We start from the raw sequence: 19,884 nt of genomic DNA on the forward strand, positions 1-19,884 counted from the left end.
CGGCATGCGATGTGTCGGTTGCCCGGTGTACGCGGCGCCCGGCATCGTCCACGGTGACGATCTGTTGCGGGCCGCCAGGTGAACACAGAATTCGTCGCGTAACCAAAAGGCAACAACGGAATCACTTGTTGGGGCGAGCCTACTCTGTCAGGATCGTCCACCAATCAAGGCTTTGGCCACGCCGCCGAGCCGAGTGCGAGGAGAAGACGATGGACCTCAGCGCGAACGGCGAGTTCGATGTGAGGGAGCGTTTCGCCGAGGGGGCCCAGTACATCGGCGGAACCCTGCGCCCCGGCACCTCGGGCCGGCGGCACCCCGTGGTCGACCCGGCCACCGGCGAGACCGTGTACTCCTGTGAACTGGCCGGCACCGCCGACGTGGACGCCGCCGTCGCCGCCGCCACGGAGGCGCTGCCCGGCTGGGCCGGCGCCACCCCCGGAGCGCGCTCCGACGCCATGCACCGCTTCGCCGGCGTCCTCGCCGCGCAGGCCGCCGAGTTCGCGTACGCCGAGTCGCTGCAGTGCGGCAAGCCGCTCCGGCTGACCACCGAGTTCGACGTCCCGGGCACCGTCGACAACACCGCCTTCTTCGCGGGCGCCGCCCGCCACTTGGAGGGCAAGGCGGCTGGGGAGTACTCCGGCGACCACACCTCCTACGTGCGGCGCGAGCCCGTCGGCGTCGTGGGCTCCATCGCACCGTGGAACTACCCGCTGCAGATGGCCGCCTGGAAGGTCCTCCCGGCGATCGCCGCGGGCAACACCATCGTTCTCAAGCCGGCCGAACTGACCCCGCTGACCTCGCTGATGTTCGCCCAGGCGGCGACCGAGGCGGGCATCCCGGCGGGCGTGGTCAACATCGTCACCGGCGCCGGCCAGGAGGCGGGCGAGCACCTGGTGGGGCACCCGGACGTCGCCATGACCTCCTTCACCGGCTCCACCGCGGTCGGCAAGCGCGTCGCGGAGATCGCCACCGCCACCGTCAAGCGGCTCCACCTGGAACTCGGCGGCAAGGCGCCCTTCGTCGTGTTCGACGACGCCGACCTGGAGGCGGCCGTCCACGGCGCGGTCGCCGGTGCCCTGATCAACACCGGCCAGGACTGCACCGCCGCGACCCGTGCCTACGTGCAGCGCCCCCTCTACGACGCCTTCGTCGCCGGGGTCGCCGACCTCTTCTCCGGCATCCGCGTGGGCGATCCCTTCGACGCCAAGACCGATCTCGGCCCGCTCATCTCCCACACCCAGCGCGACCGCGTCGCCGCCTTCGTGGAGCGCGCCCGCTCCTACGCCACGGTCGTCACCGGCGGGCACGCTCCCACGTCGGAGGGCGCCTTCTACCGGCCCACGCTGGTCACCGGCGCCGCGCAGGACAGCGAGATCGTCCAGTCCGAGATCTTCGGGCCGGTACTGGTCGTGCTGCCGTTCGACAGCGATGATGAAGGTCTGGCCCTGGCCAACGACACGCCGTACGGTCTGGCCGCGTCCGCGTGGACCCGTGACGTCTTCCGTGCGGGCCGTGCCACCCGTGAGATCAAGGCGGGGTGCGTCTGGGTCAACGACCACATCCCGATCATCAGCGAGATGCCGCACGGGGGCTACCGGGCCTCTGGGTACGGCAAGGACATGTCGGTGTACTCCCTGGAGGAGTACACGCAGGTCAAGCACGTGATGTACGACAACACCGCGGTCGCCAGGAAGGACTGGCACCGCACGATCTTCGGCGACCGCTGACCTCGGCCGCCGCCCCCTCCGGGACCGCCCCCCACCGGCCCGCTAGCCCGTCCGTCCCACGCACCACCGCCCCTGGAGGCCGCACCGCAATGGAGATGTTCGAGGGCCTGTCCGAGCCCGTACGCAAAGCGTGGGAACGCAGCCTGACCAACGGGAGGGCATCGGTCAGCCGGCGCCGGGTGCTCGGCGCGGGGCTCGGCGTCGCGGGCGCCGGGGCGCTGTCCGCCTGCGGCATCCCGGCCGCCACCAACAACCAGGGCGGTGTGAAGAGCGACGACCTGTCCGACAAGGACAAGTCGCTGGTCTTCTCGAACTGGCAGCTCTACATCGACATGAGCGACGACGAGAAGCACATGCCGACCCTGGAGGCCTTCGAGAAGAAGACCGGGATCAAGGTCAAGTACAGCGACGACATCACCGACAACGTCGAGTTCTTCGCCAAGATCAAGCCACAGCTCGCCGCAGGCCAGTCCACCGGCCGCGACCTGGTCGTCCTCACCGACTGGATGGCCGCCCGGATGATCCGCCTGGGCTGGGCCCAGCCGCTGGACCCCACCTACCTGCCGAACGCGTTCACCAACCTGGAGCAACGTTTCCGCAACCCCGACTGGGACCCCGGACGCGCCCACTCCTACCCCTGGCAGGGCATCGCCACGGTCATCGCCTACAACGAGAAGGCGACCAAGGGGAAGAAGGTCGGCAGCGTCTCCCAGCTGCTGGACGACCCCGACCTCAAGGGCCGCGTCGCCATGCTCAGCGAGATGCGCGACACCATAGGCATGACCCTGCTCGACATGGGCAAGCGGCCGGAGTCCTTCACCGCGGACGACTTCGACGCGGCCGTGGCCCGCGTCCAGAAGGCCGTGGACAACAAGCAGATCCGCCAGTTCACCGGCAACGAGTACACCGACGGCCTCGCCTCGGGGAACATCGCCGCCTGCGTCGCCTGGGCCGGCGACCTGGTGCAGCTCCAGGCCGACAACCCCGAGATCAAGTTCGTGATCCCGCCCGCCGGCTACATCTACTCGACCGACAACATGCTGGTCCCGGCGGGTTCCAAGCACCGCAAGAACGCAGAGCGGCTCATGGACTGGTACTACCAGCCCGCGATCGCCGCCGAGCTCGCGGCATGGGTCAACTACATCACGCCCTGCACGGGCGTCTACGAGGAACTCCTCAAGATCGACAAGGACGTGGCCAACAACCCGCTGATCATTCCCAACGCGGAGATGAAGGCGAAGGCCCATCCCTTCCGGTCGCTCTCCTCCAAGGAGGAGACCGCCTTCGAGGACAAGTTCGCCAAGCTCATCGGCGCCTGACCGGCCACCGCAGTTAGGGATCTGACGACATGACCCAGCAGACCGCACCGCTCACCGAGCCGGCCGGCGGCAAGAACCCCGCTTCCGCGGGCGGCGCCGTGACCCTCACCGGCATCGGCAAGGACTACGGCGACTTCACCGCCGTCCACCCGCTCGACCTCACCATCCCCGAGGGCTCCTTCTTCGCGCTCCTGGGCGCCTCCGGATGCGGCAAGACCACCACGCTGCGCATGATCGCCGGTCTGGAGGACCCCAGCAGCGGCACCGTCCGCATCGGCGACCAGGACGTCACCGGGCTGCCGCCGTACAAGCGCCCGGTCAACACGGTCTTCCAGAACTACGCGCTCTTCCCGCACCTCGACATCTACGAGAACGTCGCCTTCGGCCTGCGCCGCCGCGGCATCAAGTCCGTCAAGGGCCAGGTCGGGGACATGCTCGACCTCGTCGAGCTGGGTCACCTCGCCCGCCGCAAGCCGCACCAGCTCTCCGGCGGCCAGCAGCAGCGCGTCGCCGTCGCCCGTGCCCTGATCAACCACCCCAAGGTGCTGCTCCTCGACGAGCCGCTGGGCGCCCTGGACCTGAAGCTGCGCCGCCAGATGCAGCTGGAGCTCAAGCGCATCCAGACCGAGGTCGGCATCACCTTCGTGCACGTCACGCACGACCAGGAAGAGGCCATGACCATGGCCGACACCATCGCCGTGATGAACGCGGGCCGCATCGAGCAGCTCGGCGCGCCCACCGACCTGTACGAGAACCCCAGCACCACCTTCGTCGCCAACTTCCTCGGCCAGTCCAACCTCATCGAGGCCGAGGTCGCCGGTACCAGCGGCGACGACCTGCTGCTCAGCGTCGGCGACGGCCGCCTTGCGATGCCCACCGCACGGTGCGTCCCCTCCGTGCAGGCGGGCGACAAGCTCCTCGCCGGGGTGCGCCCCGAGAAGATCTCCATCGTCCACGCCGACGACGCGGCCGAGGTCCCCGAGGGCCGCAACAAGATCACCGGGCGGATCGTCGACGCCAGCTTCATCGGCGTCTCCACCCAGTACGTCGTCAACAGCCCCTGGTGCCCGGAGCTGGCCGTCTTCGCGCAGAACGTCGAACGCGACGGCCGTCTCGTCCCCGGCGCCGAGGTGGTGCTGCACTGGAGCCCCGCGCACACCTTCGGTCTCGACGCCGCGCAGGACATCGAGGCCGGGGAGGTCAACGCGTAATGGCCGCCCTTTCCACCGCCCCCGCCGGGGCACCGGAGGAGACCCCGCCGGTCCCGGCCGGCGCCGCCGCCCGGCGGCGCAGACTCGTCCCCTACTGGCTGCTGCTGCCCGGCATCCTGTGGCTGCTGGTCTTCTTCGCCGCCCCGATGGTCTACCAGGCCTCGACCTCGGTGCAGACCGGCTCCCTGGAGACCGGCTACCGCGTCACCTGGCACTTCGCGACCTACTGGGACGCGTTCAAGGAATACGACGTCTTCTACCTGCGCTCGCTGATCTACGCCGGCATCGCCACCGTGCTGTGCCTGGCGATCGGCTACCCGCTGGCGTACACCATCGCCTTCAAGGCGGGCCGCTGGCGGAACGTGCTGCTGGTCATGGTCATCGCGCCGTTCTTCACCAGCTTCCTGATCCGCACCCTGGCCTGGAAGACGATCCTCGCGGACGACGGCTACGTCGTCACCGTGCTGGACAAGCTGCACATCCTCAGCGTCACCGCCTCCCTGGGCATCACCGCCGACGACCGCGTGCTCGCCACCCCGCTGGCGGTGGTGTGCGGTCTGACGTACAACTTCCTGCCCTTCATGATCCTGCCGCTCTACAGCTCGCTGGAGCGCATCGACCCGCGGCTGCACGAGGCGGCGGGCGACCTGTACGCCCGGCCCTTCACCACCTTCCGCAAGGTGACCTTCCCGATCTCGCTGCCCGGCGTCGTGGCCGGCACGCTGCTCACCTTCATCCCCGCCTCCGGCGACTACATCAACGCCGAGTTGCTGGGCAGCCCCAGCGAGCAGATGATCGGCAACGTCATCCAGTCCAAGTTCCTCACGGTGCTCGACTACCCGACCGCCGCCGCACTGTCCTTCATGCTCATGGCCGCGATCCTGGTGATCGTGTCCGTCTACATCCGCAAGGCGGGGACGGAGGAACTGGTCTGATGCCCGTGCTGAACTGGGTGCGACGGCGCCTCGTCGTCTTCGCCGCCGCGGCGGCACTCGCCTACATGACGATCCCCAACGTGATCGTCCTGATCTTCTCCTTCAACCAGCCCAAGGGCCGCTTCAACTACTCCTGGAACCACTTCTCGCTCGACGCCTGGGCCAACCCCTGCGGTGTCGGCGACATGTGCGACTCGGTGTCGCTGTCGCTGGAGATCGCCGTACTCGCCACCATCGGCGCCACGATCCTCGGCACCATGGTCGCCTTCGCGCTCGGCCGCTACCGCTTCCGCGGCCGCGGCCCGGTGACCGGCCTGATCTGGCTGCCGATGGCGATGCCCGAGATCGTCATGGGCGCCTCGCTCGGCACCCTCTTCCTCAACATGCGCATCCAGTTCGGCTTCTGGACCATCCTCATCGCGCACATCATGTTCTGCCTCAGCTTCGTCGTGACGGCGGTCAAGGCGCGCGTGATGAGCATGGACCCGCGGCTGGAGCAGGCCGCCCAGGACCTGTACGCCACACCGTGGTCGACGTTCTGGCGGATCACCTTCCCGATCGCCGCGCCCGGCATCGCGGCGGGAGCGCTGCTCAGCTTCGCGATCTCCATCGACGACTTCATCATCACGCAGTTCAACGCCGGCCCGGCCACCGTGACCTTCCCGATGTTCGTCTGGGGCGCGGCCCAGAAGGGCCTGCCCGTCCAGGTGAACGTCATCGGCACGCTGATGTTCGTCGTGGCGGTGCTGTGCGTCGTCGTCGGACAGCTGCTCAGCCGCCGCAGGAAAGCCCATAGTTAATCCGCCGACCGCATCCGCAAAGGTGTGAGACCCCATGGATCCAGCCCGTTCGCTCGCCGACGCGCAGCCGACACCGTTCTGGCTGGAGGACCCCGGCAGGCCGCAGGCCGGCTCCGCGCTCGTCGGCGACGAGCACTGTGACCTGCTGGTGGTCGGCGGCGGCTACACCGGGCTGTGGACCGCGTTGCTCGCCAAGGAGCGCGACCCGCGCCGCGACGTCGTCCTGATCGAGGGCAAGGAGGTGGGCTGGGCGGCGTCCGGCCGCAACGGCGGCTTCTGCGCCGCCAGCCTCACCCACGGCCTGGCCAACGGACTCGCCCGCTGGCCCGAGGAGTTCGGGCGACTGGAGGAGCTGGGCAACCGCAACCTCGACGGCATCGAGGAGGCGGTGGACCGCTACTCCATCGACTGCGACTTCGAACGCTCCGGAGAGATCGACGTCGCCACCGAGCCCTACCAGCTCGACGACCTCCAGGCCTCCGCCGAGGAGGCCGCCCGGCACGGCGTCGAACTGGAGCTGCTCGACCGTGACCAGGTCCGTGCCGAGGTCGACTCGCCGACCTTCGTGGGCGGGCTGTGGGACCGCAGGGGCGTCGCCATGCTGCACCCGGCGAAGCTCGCCTGGGGCCTGCGGCGGGCCTGCGAGGAGCTGGGCGTACGCGTCTACGAGCACACCCGTGCCACCCAGCTCGCCCGCAACGGCTCCGGCATGGCCGTACGCACCCCGTACGGGCGGGTCTTCGCCCGGCACGTCGCGCTCGGCACCAACGTCTTCCCCTCGCTGGTGCGCCGGGTGCGTCCCTACATCGTCCCCGTGTACGACTACGCGCTGGTGACCGAACCGCTGACGCCGCAACAGCTCGGCGCGATCGGCTGGAAGAAGCGCCAGGGGCTCGGCGACAGCGCCAACCAGTTCCACTACTTCCGGCTCACCGCCGACAACCGCGTCCTGTGGGGCGGCTACGACGCCATCTACCCGTACGGCGGCCGCCTGGACGCCGCCCGCGACGAACGCCCGGAGACCTACCTGAAGCTCGCCGGGCACTTCTTCCGCTGCTTCCCGCAACTGGAGGGCGTGCGCTTCAGCCATGCGTGGGGCGGCGCGATCGACACCTGCTCGCGCTTCTCCGCCTTCTACGGCACCGCCCACGACGGGAAGGTCGCCTACGCCGCCGGCTACACCGGCCTCGGCGTCGGTGCCACCCGCTTCGGCGGGGACGTCATGCTCGACCTGCTCTCCGGCGAGCGCACCGAGCGCACCGCACTGCGCATGGTCCGCACCAAGCCGCTGCCCTTCCCGCCCGAGCCCCTGGCGTGGGCGGGCATCGGCCTCACCAAGTGGTCTCTGGACCGCGCCGACCGCAACGCCGGCCGGCGCAACCTGTGGCTCAAGACGATGGACCGGCTCGGCCTCGGCTTCGACAGCTGACCGCCCCTGCGGCACCCCCTCCGCACCCTGTGAGCCGGATCACCCCATCGGGCGTGGTGAAACCCGCGTAATGATCCGGCCCCGGCATCCTCTCTCCGCGTGACAGCACGACAGCGCACACACGGAACGGAGGAACCGGCATGGTGGGCACAGACGCGCGGGGAGCGGTCGAATGGCTGGTTTCCGTGGCACCCGACCCCGAGGCCACCCGGTGGGAATGGGAGCGGCACCCCCTCGGGGTGACGCTCCTGCCCGCTGGGCGGCTGTGGGACGTCCTCATCCTGACCGGCGAACTGGGCTACCCGACGCTCGACGTCCTCACCCGTCTCGTCGACCGCCCGGGCCCGGTCCTGGCCGACTTCGGCGACTCCCGCATGGGCTACTTCGTGCCCCCGGGCACCGCCGCCCGCTGGATCGGCACCGGGGTCCGCACCGCGGGCCCCGGCACCTGGATCGTGGTCCCCTACCCCGGCCGCGCCACGGGCGGCGTCCGCTGGCTCGTGCCGCCGGACGGCACCGGCAACCTCACCGACCCCGGCGTCCTGGAGCTGGCCATGCACGAGGCGGTGGCCCACCTGGCGGGACGGCGCGGCCGTGATCCGGGCGAGTGACCCCGCGCCCGGGGGCCCGCCACCCGTACGCCCCCGTGCGCGACACTGGTGCCATGATCCGCACGGAACGCGGCCGGCCCCGGAGCGGCCCCGGATACCCGGGCGCGCCACGGCGCGCGCCCGCTCCCGCGCTTGCCCCTGCGGCGGGCTGACATGGACCTCACGCCCGGCCTCGCGCACCTCGTCGAGACCGCCCTGCCCGTCTGCGGGCGCCACGGCCTCGCCGTGGCGGGCGGCCTCGCGCTGATCGCGCACGGCTTCGACCGCCGCCCGTCCCGCCACCTCGACCTGGTGACCTTCAGCTCCACACCGGCGGGCGACATCGGTGCCGCGCTCGCGGCCGCGTACACCGGGGCAGGTTACGAGGTGGTCGCGCTGCCCGGCACACCGCTGGCCGCCCACCTCGGGGCCACCTTGCCGGGCGATGCCGGCCACACGGTCCACGTCGCCAAGCAGCCGCTCTCCCGTCCCCCGGTCCGAGTCGGCCTCGGCCTGTCCGGGCCCGTGCCGGTGGTGGCGCTGGAGGACTGCGCCGCGCTGAAGGTGGCCGTCGTCGCCCACCGCGCCACCGTGCGCGACCTGGTCGACGTCCACGCCCTGACCGCCTGGTTCACGCCGGGGGAGCTGCTGACGATGGCCGTCCACCTCGACGAGGACCTCCAGCCGCGCCTCCTCGCCGACCGCCTCGACAAGCTCGTCGAGGCCGACGACGCGGCGTACGCGGCGCTTGGACTGGACGGCGCGGCCGTCGCCGCCGTCAAGCGCTGGGCCTTCGCGTGGGCGCAGGACATCCGGCTGGACCTCATGGAGGGCATGGAGCACCCCGACGAGCTGTACGACCTGTAAAGCTCCCGCCTCCGACGCCGACACCTTGGTGCTTGAGGGGGTCCCGCCGGCTGACGAGACTGGCAGGAGACGAGGAGAGGAAGGTCCGCCGTGACCGACAAGCACATCACGCACTGGATCGCCGGACAGACGTGGACCGGCACCACGGAGCGGCACGGGGACGTGTACGACCCCGCCACCGGGGCCGTGACCGGTCGGGTGGACTTCGCGTCGATCTCCGAGGTCGACCAGGCCGTCGGCGCGGCCGCCGCCGCGTTCAAGGAGTGGCGCAACGCCTCCGTCGCCAAGCGCACCTCGGTGCTCTTCGCCTTCCGCGAGCTCCTCAACGCCCAGCGCGACGAGCTGGCGGCGATCATCGTCTCCGAGCACGGCAAGGTGCACTCCGACGCGCTCGGCGAGATCGCCCGCGGCCTGGAGGTCGTCGAGTACGCCTGCGGCATCCCGCAGCTCATCAAGGGCGGCTTCACCGAGCAGGCCTCGACCGGCATCGACGTCTACTCGATCCGCCAGCCCCTCGGCCCGGTCGCGATCATCTCGCCCTTCAACTTCCCGGCCATGGTGCCGATGTGGTTCTTCCCCATCGCCATCGCCGCGGGCAACACCGTCGTCGTCAAGCCCTCCGAGAAGGACCCGTCCGCCGCCAACTTCCTGGCCGGGCTGTGGAAGCGGGCCGGGCTGCCGGACGGCGTCTTCAACGTCGTGCACGGCGACAAGGTCGCCGTCGACCGCCTCCTGGAGCACCCGGACGTCAAGTCCGTCTCCTTCGTCGGCTCCACCCCGATCGCCCGGTACGTCTACGAGACCGGCACCCGCTACGGCAAGCGCGTCCAGGCCCTGGGCGGCGCCAAGAACCACATGCTGGTGCTGCCGGACGCGGACCTGGACCTCGCCGCCGACGCCGCCGTCAACGCCGGGTTCGGCGCGGCCGGCGAGCGCTGCATGGCCGTGTCCGTCCTGGTCGCGGTCGACCCGATCGGCGACACGCTGGTCGAGAAGATCAAGGAGCGGATGGCCGGGCTCACGGTCGGCCCCGGCTGCAACGCCGCCTCCGAGATGGGCCCGCTGGTCACCGGCGTCCACCGCGACAAGGTGACGTCCTACCTCGACGCGGGCCTCGCCGACGGCGCGACCCTCGCCGTGGACGGCCGTGAGCACACCGTCACCGGGGAGGACACCGCGGACGGCTTCTGGCTCGGCCCGACCCTCTTCGACGACGTCAAGCCCGGCATGTCCGTCTACAACGACGAGATCTTCGGCCCGGTCCTGTCCGTGGTCCGCGTGGGCTCCTACGACGAGGGCCTGGAGCTGATCAACACCAACCCGTACGGCAACGGCACGGCCATCTTCACCAACGACGGCGGCGCCGCCCGGCGCTTCCAGCACGACGTCGAGGTCGGCATGGTCGGCATCAACGTGCCGATCCCGGTGCCGGTGGCGTACTACTCCTTCGGCGGCTGGAAGGCCTCGCTGTTCGGCGACACGCACGCGTACGGCCCGGACGGCGTCCACTTCTTCACCCGTGGCAAGGCCGTCACCCAGCGGTGGCTCGACCCGAGCCACGGCGGCATCAACCTCGGTTTCCCGACCAACAACTGACCGCCACGGCGGCGCCCGCGAGCAGGGCGCCGCACAGCAGCCAGCTCCCCACCACGTCGAGCGGCCAGTGGTAGCCGCAGCGGACCAGGGCGACGCCCACCGCACCGTTGAGCAGCACGGCGGCCGCGACCAGCAGCCGCCGTGCCGCTGTGCGTACCAGCCAGGGCAGCAGCAGAAGCACGGCGCCGCCATAGGCGGCGGTCGCCGTGGCCGTGTGGCCGGAGGGATAGAACCCGGGATAGCCGGGGGAGAGGGCCGGCGAACCGGGGCCGGCCCGGTCGATCAGCGGCTTCACCAGGGCGACCAGCAGCGGCGCCACGACCATCACCAGCGCGTACGCCAGCGGCGGCAGCCAGGGGCGGGGCAGTCGGTACCGGTGGGCGCACCAGGTGGTACAGACCATCGCGAGCAGCAGTACGGGCACGGCGACCTGCCAGTCGCCCAGGTCGGCCAGGAACCGCGCCACGGCGGAGCGGTCCGCGGGGTGGGGGGAGGATCCCGCAAGGGTGGCGCGCACCGGCCCGTCCAGGGCCAGCAGGCGCCCTCGTAGTGCTTCCTGCCAGGTCAGCAGTCCGAAGAGCGCCGTGCACACCACGGCCACCAGAGAAGTTGGCCGCCCCGGAACAGGGGGGAGAGTTCCGGGGCGGCCAGAACGATCGCCGTACCGCCCGCCCCGGGGGGTTTGGGGCAAGCGGCCGACCGATCGGCGAGGATTGCCGGAGCCTTCGGCTTCGGCGCTGTGCGCGAGGGCACTGCTGTGCCGGTGATGGGGAGTCACCGGCAAAGTGTCGCCCGCGGACTTCCGCAGACGGGGTGTTGCATCCATCTGCGGAAACCGTACGTCACCAGGGGGCCGCCCGGCAGGGGTTGCACCCTCCCGCCATCAGGCCCGCACACCTTCTTCACGCTGTGTGTCGTACACCCTCGGTCACGGGCGAAATACCTGGTCACAGCCGGGCGAGAGCGCCCTCGATGATGTCCAGGCCCTCGTTCAGCAGGTCCTCCCCGATGACCAGCGGCGGCAGGAAGCGCAGCACGTTCCCGTAGGTGCCACAGGTCAGGACCACCAGGCCCTCGGCGTGGCAGGCCTTGGCCACGGCGGCGGTCGCCGCGGCGTTGGGGTTCTTGCCGCCCGGCTCCACCAGCTCGATCGCGATCATGGCGCCGCGGCCGCGGACCTCACCGATGATCTCGAACTTCTCCTGCATGCCGCGCAGCCGGCCCAGCATGATCTCGCCGATGCGGCGGGCCTTGGCGTTGAGGTCCTGCTCCTTCATCGTCTCGATGGCGCCGAGCGCACCGGCGCACGCCACCGGGTTGCCGCCGTAGGTGCCGCCCAGACCGCCGGAGTGCGCGGCGTCCATGATCTCGGCGCGGCCGGTCACCGCGGCCAGCGGCAGACCGCCGGCGATGCCCTTGGCGGTGGTGATCAGGTCCGGGACGATGCCCTCGTCGTCGCAGGCGAACCACTGGCCGGTGCGGCAGAAGCCGGTCTGGATCTCGTCCGCGACGAAGACGATGCCGTTCGCCCGGGCGAACTCCACCAGCTTCGGCAGGAAGCCCTTGGCCGGCTCGATGAAGCCGCCCTCGCCCTGGATCGGCTCGATCACGATCGCGGCCACGTTCTCGGCCCCGACCTGCTTGGTGATCATGTCGATCGCCTGGGCCGCGGCCTCCTCCGCGCAGTTCTCCGCGCCGGTCAGCCAGCGGTAGGGGTAGGCCAGCGGCATGCGGTAGACCTCGGGCGCGAACGGGCCGAACGAGTGCTTGTACGGCATGTTCTTCGCCGTCAGCGCCATCGTCAGGTTGGTGCGGCCGTGGTAGCCGTGGTCGAAGACGACGACGGCCTGCCGCTTGGTGTACGCGCGGGCGATCTTCACCGCGTTCTCGACGGCCTCGGCACCGGAGTTGAACAGCGCGGTGCGCTTCTCGTGGTCGCCCGGGGTCAGCTCGTTGAGGGCCTCGGCGACCTCCACGTAGCCCTCGTACGGCGTCACCATGAAACAGGTGTGGGTGAAGTCGGCCAGCTGCGCCGACGCGCGGCGCACGACCGCCTCGGCGCTGTTGCCGACCGAGGTCACCGCGATGCCGGAGCCGAAGTCGATCAGGGAGTTGCCGTCCACGTCCTCCAGGACGCCGCCGCCGGCGCGGGTGACGAAGACGGGCAGGGTCACGCCGACACCGCTCGCGACCGCCGCCGTCTTGCGCGCCAGCAGCTCCTGCGACTTGGGGCCGGGGATCGGGGTGACGAGTCGACGCTCCTGGGCCAGATCGGTCATGGCGGACGTACTCCTTCGAAGCGTGGTCTTTTCTCGCAGGCTAAGCCCGTACGGCGGAGCCCCGCACACTCCGATAGGGCGCACTGCGGAATGCCTCTTCGACGTGACGGACATGAGCGTGCCAAGATCCTTCAGACTGCGGTGGCCGCTCGACTACATTGAGTGCGGACCTGCGAGGGGTGGCACACGCGATGGAACGCGACGGTACGCACGAGAAGCCCGCGGCGTCTCCGCCCGGAGGCCCCGGCCCGCAACCGGGCACACCGCCGGTACCCGGTGCCCGGCCGATGCCGGGCGCCCCGCCCGCGCACGCCGGACCGCCGCCCGTCCCCGGTGCCCGGCCGGGCCCCGCCGACCCCTCGCGCGGCGAGCGGGACACCCGCACCTGGCGCGACGCCGGCCAGGACGCCGCCCCGGCCACACCCCCGCCGCCACCCGGACCGCCCCCGCTGCCGGGGGTCCGCCCCGGCGCCGCCCCGTGGCACGCCCCGGCCGAGTCCGCACCTTCCGCCACCCCGGACGGGTCGGGCCTCCTCGCCTGGCTGCGGGCCCCGCGCCCGGCCGCCGCCCCCGGCGTGTGGCGCCTCGGGCACCGCCCCCGCCCCGCCGCCGACCCGGACGCCGTGCCGGGCCGCCAGCTCGTCGCCGGCGCCCTGATCTCCTTCCTCGGCGGCTGGCTGCTGTGGTCCCTGCTGTGGAACGGCTACCTCGGCAGCTACTGGCTGTGGCCGCTGCTCGCCCTGACCCCCGACTCCTGGCGCCGGGCGGGCGGCAACCAGACCGCCTACCTGTGGGCCTCGTACCTCTACTACGCGATCATCGGCGGCGCCCTGCTGGTCTTCTTCGCCCGCATCGGCCGCTGGGCCGAACTGTGGCGCCGCTACATCACCACCCCCCTCCAGCGGTCCCGCGAGGAGGAGGCCGCGGCCGCCGGCCGCGAACCCACCGACCCCGCCCAGGACCCGGCCGCCTTCCCCGCGCTCCGCCAGGGCGGCGCCGCCGACGCCGCGGACCGGCTCGCCGAGGACGCGCGCTCCGGGCTGATGAACGACGTCGACTTCGCCCGCCTGTCCCGCGCCTGGCAGTCCGTGCGCTCCGAACCCGGCCGGCTGACCGCCTTCACCGACACCGTCCTGCGGTACGGGGCCGCCGCCTGCGCCCACCCGTCCGGCGCCCGCGACCTGCCCGCCCGCGCCGCCCGGCACGACCTGCTCGCCGGCCAGGTCCGCATCGGCGCCGCCCCCGACGACGAGCGCAACCCCCGCTCCCACCGCGGCGCCGGCTACGCCCTCGACCCGTCCGTGCTCGGCACGTCGCTGCTGGCCGTCGGGCCGCCCGGCTCCGGCAAGACCGTGCGCCTGGTGCGGCCCGCGCTGGAGCTCATGTGCCTGCAGGCCCTCGCCGGGCGGGCGGCCGTGGTCGTGGTCGGCACCGAGGGAGCTCGGCTCGCACCGGACGAGTCCTTCGACGTCGTCGTCAAGATCGGCCATCCCGACTCCGCGTACGACCTCGACCTGTACGGGGGCACCTCCGACCCCGACGAGGCCGCGGGCTTCCTCTCCGAGGCCCTCGTCGGCGACCTCGCCGCGGCGCTGCCCGGCGGCGACAGCCGCCGCGCCGCCACCGCCCTCGCCCAGCTCCTCGGGCCCTTCCACGCCGCCCACGACCGCTTCCCCTCCGTCCCCGAGCTGCGCGAACTCCTCGACGGCACCCCCTCGGCACTGGCCGCGCTCCGCTCCGCCCTGCAGGCCCGCGGCGGCGCCGCCCAGGGCCAGCTGCGCGAACTCGACGCACGGGAACGGCAGTCCGCCCGGCCCGGCGACGCGGGCCCCCTGCTCGCCGACCGCATCGCGCTGCTCGACCGGCCCGCCTTCGCCGGGTTCTTCGACACCACGGGCGGCAGCCACCCGTTCTCGCTGCGGGGCCTGGAGCACCCGCTCCGGGTCCGCATCGACCTCCCGGAGCGGGGCCACGCCGAGGTCTCCCGGATGCTGGCGCGGCTCGTCCTCGCCCAGTTCGCCGAGTGCGCCACGGCCCGGCAGGACCGCTCCCTGTTCGCCTGCCTCGTCCTCGACGACGCCTCCCACACGGTGACCGCGGAATCCGTGCGCGGCCTGCAGCGCATGCGCTCCGCCAACGCCGGCGCGGTGCTCACGCTGCGCACGCTGGACGACGTCCCCGAAGCGCTCCGGGGTGCCCTGCTCGGCGCCGTCGGCTGCCGGGCCGCCCTGGCCGGCCTCACGGCCTGGGACGGCGCGCGGTTCGCCGAGGTGTGGGGCAAGGAATGGGTGGACGTCCACGACGTCACGAACCGCCAGATCGTCGCGGACGAGCCGCTCACGCGGGTGCTGCATGCCGTGCGGCGCCTGGTGACGGGGAAGGCGGTCACGGCGGAGTCGGTGACGGTCCGCCGCGTCGAGCGCGAGCGCTGGTCCGCGTCCGAGCTCGCCCACGCGGTCCCCGCGGGGCACGCGGTCGTCTCCCTCACCGCGGTCGACGGGGAGCACGCCCCTCCGGTGCTCGTCGATCTGCGCGCCTGACCCTTCGTGTGCGGGCGCGTTGTGGTTGCGGCCCGGTGGTTGTGTGCGGCGCCGTCGTGGTTGCTGTTGCGGTTTCTCCCCCGCCCGCCCTCCCGATTGCCCGGCGCGGTTGGTGCGGGCTTGCGCGCGGTTCGTGGTGGGCCGGGGGCGGGGCCTCCGGGGCTGGGCATTCTGGACCGCATATTTATGTGCATGGCGGGCGGTCCAGGTCGGACCCCGGATGCCGCACAACAAATACACGTCAGCGTCCAGAACGCCCACCCCTACGACCCCGCCCCCTCTGTATCGAGCGGCGACCAACGGCCGGTGGGGGGTCAGAGAGCGGTCCGGGGTTGCCGCAGGTGCCTTACTCACCCCCACCGGCCGTCAGTCGCCCACACAGCAGGAGGGGGTGTGGCGGGGTGCGCCCGGAAGCGACGAGCGGCAGACCCGGCGCCGAATGCTGCAGGGCCAAACCGCGAGCGCTGAGGACGTGCGCCGGCGCGGCACCGACCCAGGCACACGATGCGCAGGCCCGCACTGACCGCGCCGGGCAATCGGGAGGGAGGGCGGGGAAACCCCCAACCGCCACACACAACACCGCCGCACACAGCAACCGGGCCGCAAGCGGCACCCGCAACCGCAACAACCGCGGCGCCGCACACGAAGACGGCACCGCACCGCAGGTATACGGTGAGGCAGAATCGGATGTGAACGCACTCCGAGATGGAGAAAAAGCCCGTGCCCCCCACGCTCGCCTCGCTGCTGCGGAACCCCGCCCTGAAGCTGGCCGTCCTCGCCGGAGGCGACCGCCTGGGGGAGGCCGCCGTCCGCTGGGTGCACACCAGCGAGCTGGACGACCCGGCGCCGTACCTGGAGGGCGGCGAGCTCCTGCTCACCACGGGCCTCAAGCTGGACGTCGGCTCGCCCGAGGCGCTCGGCCAGTACGTGGCGCGCCTGGCCGGCGCCGGCGTCGTGGGCCTCGGGTTCGGCGTGGGGCTGAGCCATGACACCGTGCCGCAGGCGCTCGTGGACGCGGCGGCCGCGCACCGGCTGCCGTTGCTGGAGGTGCCGCACAAGACCCCGTTCATCGCGATCAGCAAGGCCGTCTCCGCGGAGCTCGCCGCCGACCGGTACAAGGCGGTGACCGCGGGGTTCGAGGCGCAGCGGGAGCTGACCCGGGCGGCGCTCGCTCCGGACGGGACGACGGCGCTGCTGTCGCGGCTGGCGGCGCACCTGAACGGCTGGGCGGCGCTGTACGACGCGTCGGGCGCGGTGGTGGCCGCGGCGCCGGAGTGGGCGGGGCGGCGGGCGGCGCGGCTCGCCGGGGAGGTGGAGCGGCTGCGGGGCAGGCCCGCCCCGGCCAGTGCGGCGGTCGCGGGCCCGGCCGGCACGGAGGACCGCGTGGAGCTGCAGTCGCTGGGCACCGGCCGGCGCCCCCGCGGTTTCCTCGCGGTGGGCACGGAGGAGCGGCTGGACACCTCGGACCGCTACCTCGTGCATGCCGCCGTCGCGCTGCTGACGCTGTCCCTGGAGCAGTCCCGCGCGCTGCAGGACACCGAGCAGCGCCTGGGCGCCGCGCTGCTGCGGATGCTGCTGGCCGGCGAGCCCGAGCACGCCCGCACCGTGGCCGGCCGGCTGTACGGCGGGCTGTTCGACGCCCCGGTGCGGGTGCTGGTCGCGGAGCGCGCGGAGGCCGCGGGGGACGCCGTGGGGCTGCTGGCCGAGCGGGTGGAGGCGGCCGGGATGCGGGCCGCGGAGCCCGTGCTGGCGGTACGGGACGAGGACCGGCTGACGGTGCTCGCGGCCGCGGACGGCGCGGTGATGCCGGCCTGCGTGGCGGCGGTCGACGGGAGCGACGACCTGGTGGCCGGGCTGTCCGCCGCGGTGGGTGCCGCGGGTGTCCCGGGCGCGCACGAGCAGGCCGAGCGCGCGCTGGCGGTCGCCCGGCGGCGGGGCCGCAGCCTCGTCGAGCACGACGAGGTCGGTGCCGGCTCGGTGCTGCCGCTGCTGAGCGACGAGGCGGTACGGGCCTTCTCCGACGGCCTGTTGCGGCCGCTGCGCGAGCACGACGCCACCGCCCGCGGTGACCTGGTCGCGTCCCTGCGGGCGTGGCTGTCCCGGCACGGGCAGTGGGACGCCGCCGCGGCGGACCTCGGGGTCCACCGGCACACGCTGCGCTACCGGATGCGGCGCGTGGAGGAGATCCTCGGGCGCTCGCTGGACGACCCGGACGTCCGCATGGAGCTGTGGCTGGCCCTCAAGTCCGGCGGCTGACACGGTCTGCCAAAACGTCGCACAGGGCGGGATCCGCAGGACGCACTGGACAAGACCGGCCGGGTGCCGCCCGCCCTACCGTGGTCCGCATGAGCACCCCCACCGCCTTCTGGCTCGCCGGCCGCCCCGCCACCGGCGAGGACACCTTCGATGTCGTGAACCCGTACGACGGCAGCGTCGTGGCCTCCGTCGGCGTGCCGACCCCCGCCCAGGTGGAGGAGGCCGTCGCCGCCGCCGAGGCGGTCGGGGCGGAGTTCGCCGCGACCCCCGCCCACGTGCGGGCCGCGGCCCTGGACCACGTGTCGAAGCGGCTGGCAGAGCGCTCCGAGGAGATCGCCCGGCTGATCACCGCGGAGAACGGCAAGCCGGTCAAGTGGGCCCGCGGCGAGGTCGGCCGTGCCGTGTCCGTCTTCCGCTGGGCGGCGGAGGAGGCACGCCGCTTCAACAGCGGCGAGGCCCAGCGCCTGGACACCGACGCGGGCGGCGTGGGCCGCCTCGCGCTGACCCGGCGCTTCCCGCGCGGCAGCGTGCTCGGCATCGCGCCGTTCAACTTCCCGCTGAACCTGGTGGCCCACAAGGTGGCCCCGGCGATCGCGGTCGGCACGCCGATCATCCTGAAGCCGGCCCCGGCGACCCCGCTGTCCGCGCTCCTCCTGGGCGAGATCCTGGCCGAGACCGACCTGCCGGCCGGTTCGTGGAGCGTGCTCACCGTCCCGAACGACCGCATGCCCGCCCTCGTCCGGGACGAGCGGCTGCCGGTCGTCTCCTTCACCGGCTCCGACCGGGTCGGCTACCAGATCATGGACTCGGTGCCGCGCAAGCACACCACCCTGGAGCTGGGCGGCAACGCCGCCGCCGTCGTCCTGGCCGACTGGTCCTCCGAGGAGGACCTGGAGTGGGCGGCGAACCGCATCGCCACCTTCTCCAACTACCAGGGCGGCCAGTCCTGCATCTCCGTCCAGCGGGTCATCGCCGACGCGTCCGTGTACGACCGGCTGGTGGAGAAGGTCGTCGCCAAGGTCCGCGCCCAGGTCACCGGCGACCCCTCGGACGACGCCACCGACGTCGGCCCGCTCGTCGACGAGAAGGCCGCCGAGCGCGTGGAGTCGTGGGTCGAGGACGCGCTGGGCAAGGGCGCCAAGCTGCTGACCGGCGGCCGGCGCGACGGCGCCGCCTACGAGCCGACCGTGCTCGCCGACCTTCCGGCGGACGCGATCATCGCCACCGAGGAGGTCTTCGGCCCCGTCCTGTCCCTGCACAAGGTGGACGGCACCGACGAGGCCTTCGCGGCGGTCAACGACTCCAAGTTCGGCCTGCAGAGCGGGGTGTTCACCCACGACCTGCAGACCGCCTTCCGCGCCCACCGCGAGCTGGAGGTCGGCGGCGTCATCATCGGCGACGCCCCCTCCTACCGGGCCGACCAGATGCCCTACGGCGGCGTCAAGGACTCCGGCGTGGGCCGCGAGGGCGTCAAGTACGCCATGGACGACTACACCTACGAGCGGGTCCTGGTCCTGACCGGTCTCGCTCTGTAATCCTCACGCCAGGACGAGCCACCCCTTCCAGCGGCCGGGGCGCATGTGCGGTGCGCCCCGGCCGCGCTGTGCCCAGGGAGGGGAAACGCGAGGTGGCACCGTATGCGGTGGTCCGCACGGCGGAGGCCGCGCGGAGCCGGACCGGCGGCGCGCCCGGCTGCCGCGCGAGCAGCGCTCCCCGTACGACTCGCACCCCCGATCGCCGAGCGTGTCCGGCTCGTCGCGGCGGCGTCCCCCGGGCAGGACCGACCGGCCCTGGAGCCGCCGTACGACCGGGACCAGGTGCCGATCGCCCTGGAGGGGCCACCCGCAGCCCCGAGAGTCCGGCGTTCACCCGAGTGGAGTGGAGCGCCCTCGCGGATCCGGCGGTGCGTCCGGTGCCCGCCGAGAACGCCGCGCCGCTGCGCGTCGCACTGTCGGCCGCGGGCACCGAGCCGACCGTCGTGGCCCCGCTCGACGCGGCCGACCGGGGCCGCCTCCCGGCCCTGGCGCAGGCGCTGCCCGAGCGCGCGCCGCACGAGGGCGTCGCCGGCCTCGCCCGCGCCGGATCCGGCGCGACCCCATGGGAACTGACGTCAAATCAGGATGTCCGGCCGGTGCCGGCCGACGGCACCGGCGAGGCGGAGTCCGGTTCGGCCGTCGCCGCCCTCACCGGCCCCGTCACCGAGGGCGACCCCTCCCCGGACACCGCGCCGCTGCGGAAGCTGCTCGCGTCGGCCTGAAATGCCGTCGGAAAGGCCGCCGGCTCCCCGCGCCCCGTGCGCGAGGGCTGGTGACCATGCCGGAACCGGGGTACTAAC

Annotated in this window: 15 protein-coding genes; 13 read left to right on the forward strand and 2 right to left on the reverse strand. The window is 72.5% G+C overall.

Translation table 11 applies throughout. The features are described from left to right. Positions 1-209 precede the first annotated feature (209 nt). The 9 genes from ACFV3E_RS18065 to ACFV3E_RS18105 all read left to right on the forward strand — a co-directional run bounded on the left by ACFV3E_RS18065 (position 210) and on the right by ACFV3E_RS18105 (position 10,474). Entirely contained in the window at positions 210-1,727 is a 1,518-nt protein-coding gene (locus ACFV3E_RS18065) for a gamma-aminobutyraldehyde dehydrogenase (RefSeq protein ID WP_500535509.1), read from the forward strand. Between the two features lie 89 nt (positions 1,728-1,816). After that, positions 1,817-3,046 (forward strand): polyamine ABC transporter substrate-binding protein, encoded by a 1,230-nt coding sequence (locus ACFV3E_RS18070; RefSeq protein ID WP_500535510.1) that lies wholly within the window; start codon positions 1,817-1,819, stop codon positions 3,044-3,046. A 29-nt stretch (positions 3,047-3,075) separates the two neighbouring features. After that, positions 3,076-4,257: an ABC transporter ATP-binding protein gene (locus ACFV3E_RS18075; RefSeq protein WP_500535511.1), complete on the forward strand. Its 1,182-nt coding sequence runs from the start codon at positions 3,076-3,078 to the stop codon at positions 4,255-4,257. Further along, complete coding sequence (locus ACFV3E_RS18080; protein ID WP_500325752.1) at positions 4,257-5,192, forward strand: ABC transporter permease; 936 nt, start codon at positions 4,257-4,259, stop codon at positions 5,190-5,192. Before ACFV3E_RS18075 ends, ACFV3E_RS18080 begins: the two co-directional genes overlap by 1 nt. Then, positions 5,192-5,992: an ABC transporter permease gene (locus ACFV3E_RS18085; RefSeq protein WP_499514291.1), complete on the forward strand. Its 801-nt coding sequence runs from the start codon at positions 5,192-5,194 to the stop codon at positions 5,990-5,992. The genes ACFV3E_RS18080 and ACFV3E_RS18085 overlap by 1 nt, the downstream gene beginning before the upstream one ends. A gap of 34 nt (positions 5,993-6,026) precedes the next feature. Then, entirely contained in the window at positions 6,027-7,421 is a 1,395-nt protein-coding gene (locus ACFV3E_RS18090) for an NAD(P)/FAD-dependent oxidoreductase (protein ID WP_500535512.1), read from the forward strand. Between the two features lie 140 nt (positions 7,422-7,561). After that, positions 7,562-8,032: a hypothetical protein gene (locus tag ACFV3E_RS18095; protein WP_500535513.1), complete on the forward strand. Its 471-nt coding sequence runs from the start codon at positions 7,562-7,564 to the stop codon at positions 8,030-8,032. Between the two features lie 153 nt (positions 8,033-8,185). After that, positions 8,186-8,878, forward strand: coding sequence for a nucleotidyl transferase AbiEii/AbiGii toxin family protein (locus tag ACFV3E_RS18100; protein WP_500535514.1), 693 nt, complete (start codon positions 8,186-8,188; stop codon positions 8,876-8,878). Positions 8,879-8,968: 90 nt separating this feature from the next. After that, positions 8,969-10,474, forward strand: a complete 1,506-nt coding sequence (locus ACFV3E_RS18105) for a CoA-acylating methylmalonate-semialdehyde dehydrogenase (RefSeq protein ID WP_500535515.1) — start codon at positions 8,969-8,971, stop codon at positions 10,472-10,474. Here the strand turns inward: ACFV3E_RS18105 and ACFV3E_RS18110 are convergent. Next, positions 10,446-11,069 carry a phosphatase PAP2 family protein gene (locus tag ACFV3E_RS18110; protein ID WP_500535516.1) on the reverse strand — a complete coding sequence of 208 codons (624 nt, stop codon included), beginning with the start codon at positions 11,067-11,069 and terminating at the stop codon, positions 10,446-10,448. The two genes, ACFV3E_RS18105 and ACFV3E_RS18110, sit on opposite strands and share 29 nt — an antisense overlap. A gap of 352 nt (positions 11,070-11,421) precedes the next feature. Next, the gene (gabT, locus tag ACFV3E_RS18115; protein WP_500365935.1) at positions 11,422-12,753 is read right to left on the reverse strand and encodes a 4-aminobutyrate--2-oxoglutarate transaminase; all 1,332 of its coding nucleotides are present in this window, start codon (positions 12,751-12,753) and stop codon (positions 11,422-11,424) included. A 287-nt stretch (positions 12,754-13,040) separates the two neighbouring features. Between gabT and ACFV3E_RS18120 the strand changes: the two genes are divergently transcribed. From ACFV3E_RS18120 to ACFV3E_RS18135, 4 genes are all read left to right on the forward strand, one after another. Continuing rightward, the gene (locus ACFV3E_RS18120; RefSeq protein ID WP_500535517.1) at positions 13,041-15,293 is read left to right on the forward strand and encodes a type IV secretory system conjugative DNA transfer family protein; all 2,253 of its coding nucleotides are present in this window, start codon (positions 13,041-13,043) and stop codon (positions 15,291-15,293) included. 720 nt (positions 15,294-16,013) lie between these two features. After that, the gene (locus ACFV3E_RS18125) at positions 16,014-17,549 is read left to right on the forward strand and encodes a PucR family transcriptional regulator (protein WP_500535518.1); all 1,536 of its coding nucleotides are present in this window, start codon (positions 16,014-16,016) and stop codon (positions 17,547-17,549) included. An 89-nt stretch (positions 17,550-17,638) separates the two neighbouring features. Beyond that, positions 17,639-19,084, forward strand: a complete 1,446-nt coding sequence (locus ACFV3E_RS18130; protein WP_500535519.1) for an aldehyde dehydrogenase family protein — start codon at positions 17,639-17,641, stop codon at positions 19,082-19,084. Between the two features lie 377 nt (positions 19,085-19,461). Then, positions 19,462-19,806, forward strand: coding sequence for a hypothetical protein (locus ACFV3E_RS18135; protein WP_500535520.1), 345 nt, complete (start codon positions 19,462-19,464; stop codon positions 19,804-19,806). The last annotated feature ends 78 nt before the right edge of the window (positions 19,807-19,884 follow it).

It is taken from the genome of Streptomyces sp. NPDC059718, assembly GCF_042733315.1.
In the GTDB taxonomy this organism is placed as follows: Bacteria; Actinomycetota; Actinomycetes; order Streptomycetales; family Streptomycetaceae; genus Actinacidiphila.

What these genes read in the sequence shown, in the direction of transcription:
- ACFV3E_RS18080 (WP_500325752.1), top strand. Translation starts at nt 4,257, where the DNA reads ATGGCCGCCCTTTCCACCGCCCCCGCCGGGGCACCGGAGGAGACCCCG.
- ACFV3E_RS18130 (WP_500535519.1), top strand. Translation starts at nt 17,639, where the DNA reads ATGAGCACCCCCACCGCCTTCTGGCTCGCCGGCCGCCCCGCCACCGGC.
- ACFV3E_RS18075 (WP_500535511.1), top strand. Translation starts at nt 3,076, where the DNA reads ATGACCCAGCAGACCGCACCGCTCACCGAGCCGGCCGGCGGCAAGAAC.
- ACFV3E_RS18120 (WP_500535517.1), top strand. Translation starts at nt 13,041, where the DNA reads ATGCCGGGCGCCCCGCCCGCGCACGCCGGACCGCCGCCCGTCCCCGGT.
- ACFV3E_RS18085 (WP_499514291.1), top strand. Translation starts at nt 5,192, where the DNA reads ATGCCCGTGCTGAACTGGGTGCGACGGCGCCTCGTCGTCTTCGCCGCC.
- ACFV3E_RS18095 (WP_500535513.1), top strand. Translation starts at nt 7,562, where the DNA reads ATGGTGGGCACAGACGCGCGGGGAGCGGTCGAATGGCTGGTTTCCGTG.
- ACFV3E_RS18090 (WP_500535512.1), top strand. Translation starts at nt 6,027, where the DNA reads ATGGATCCAGCCCGTTCGCTCGCCGACGCGCAGCCGACACCGTTCTGG.
- ACFV3E_RS18100 (WP_500535514.1), top strand. Translation starts at nt 8,186, where the DNA reads ATGGACCTCACGCCCGGCCTCGCGCACCTCGTCGAGACCGCCCTGCCC.
- gabT (WP_500365935.1), bottom strand. Translation starts at nt 12,753, where the DNA reads ATGACCGATCTGGCCCAGGAGCGTCGACTCGTCACCCCGATCCCCGGC.
- ACFV3E_RS18070 (WP_500535510.1), top strand. Translation starts at nt 1,817, where the DNA reads ATGGAGATGTTCGAGGGCCTGTCCGAGCCCGTACGCAAAGCGTGGGAA.
- ACFV3E_RS18065 (WP_500535509.1), top strand. Translation starts at nt 210, where the DNA reads ATGGACCTCAGCGCGAACGGCGAGTTCGATGTGAGGGAGCGTTTCGCC.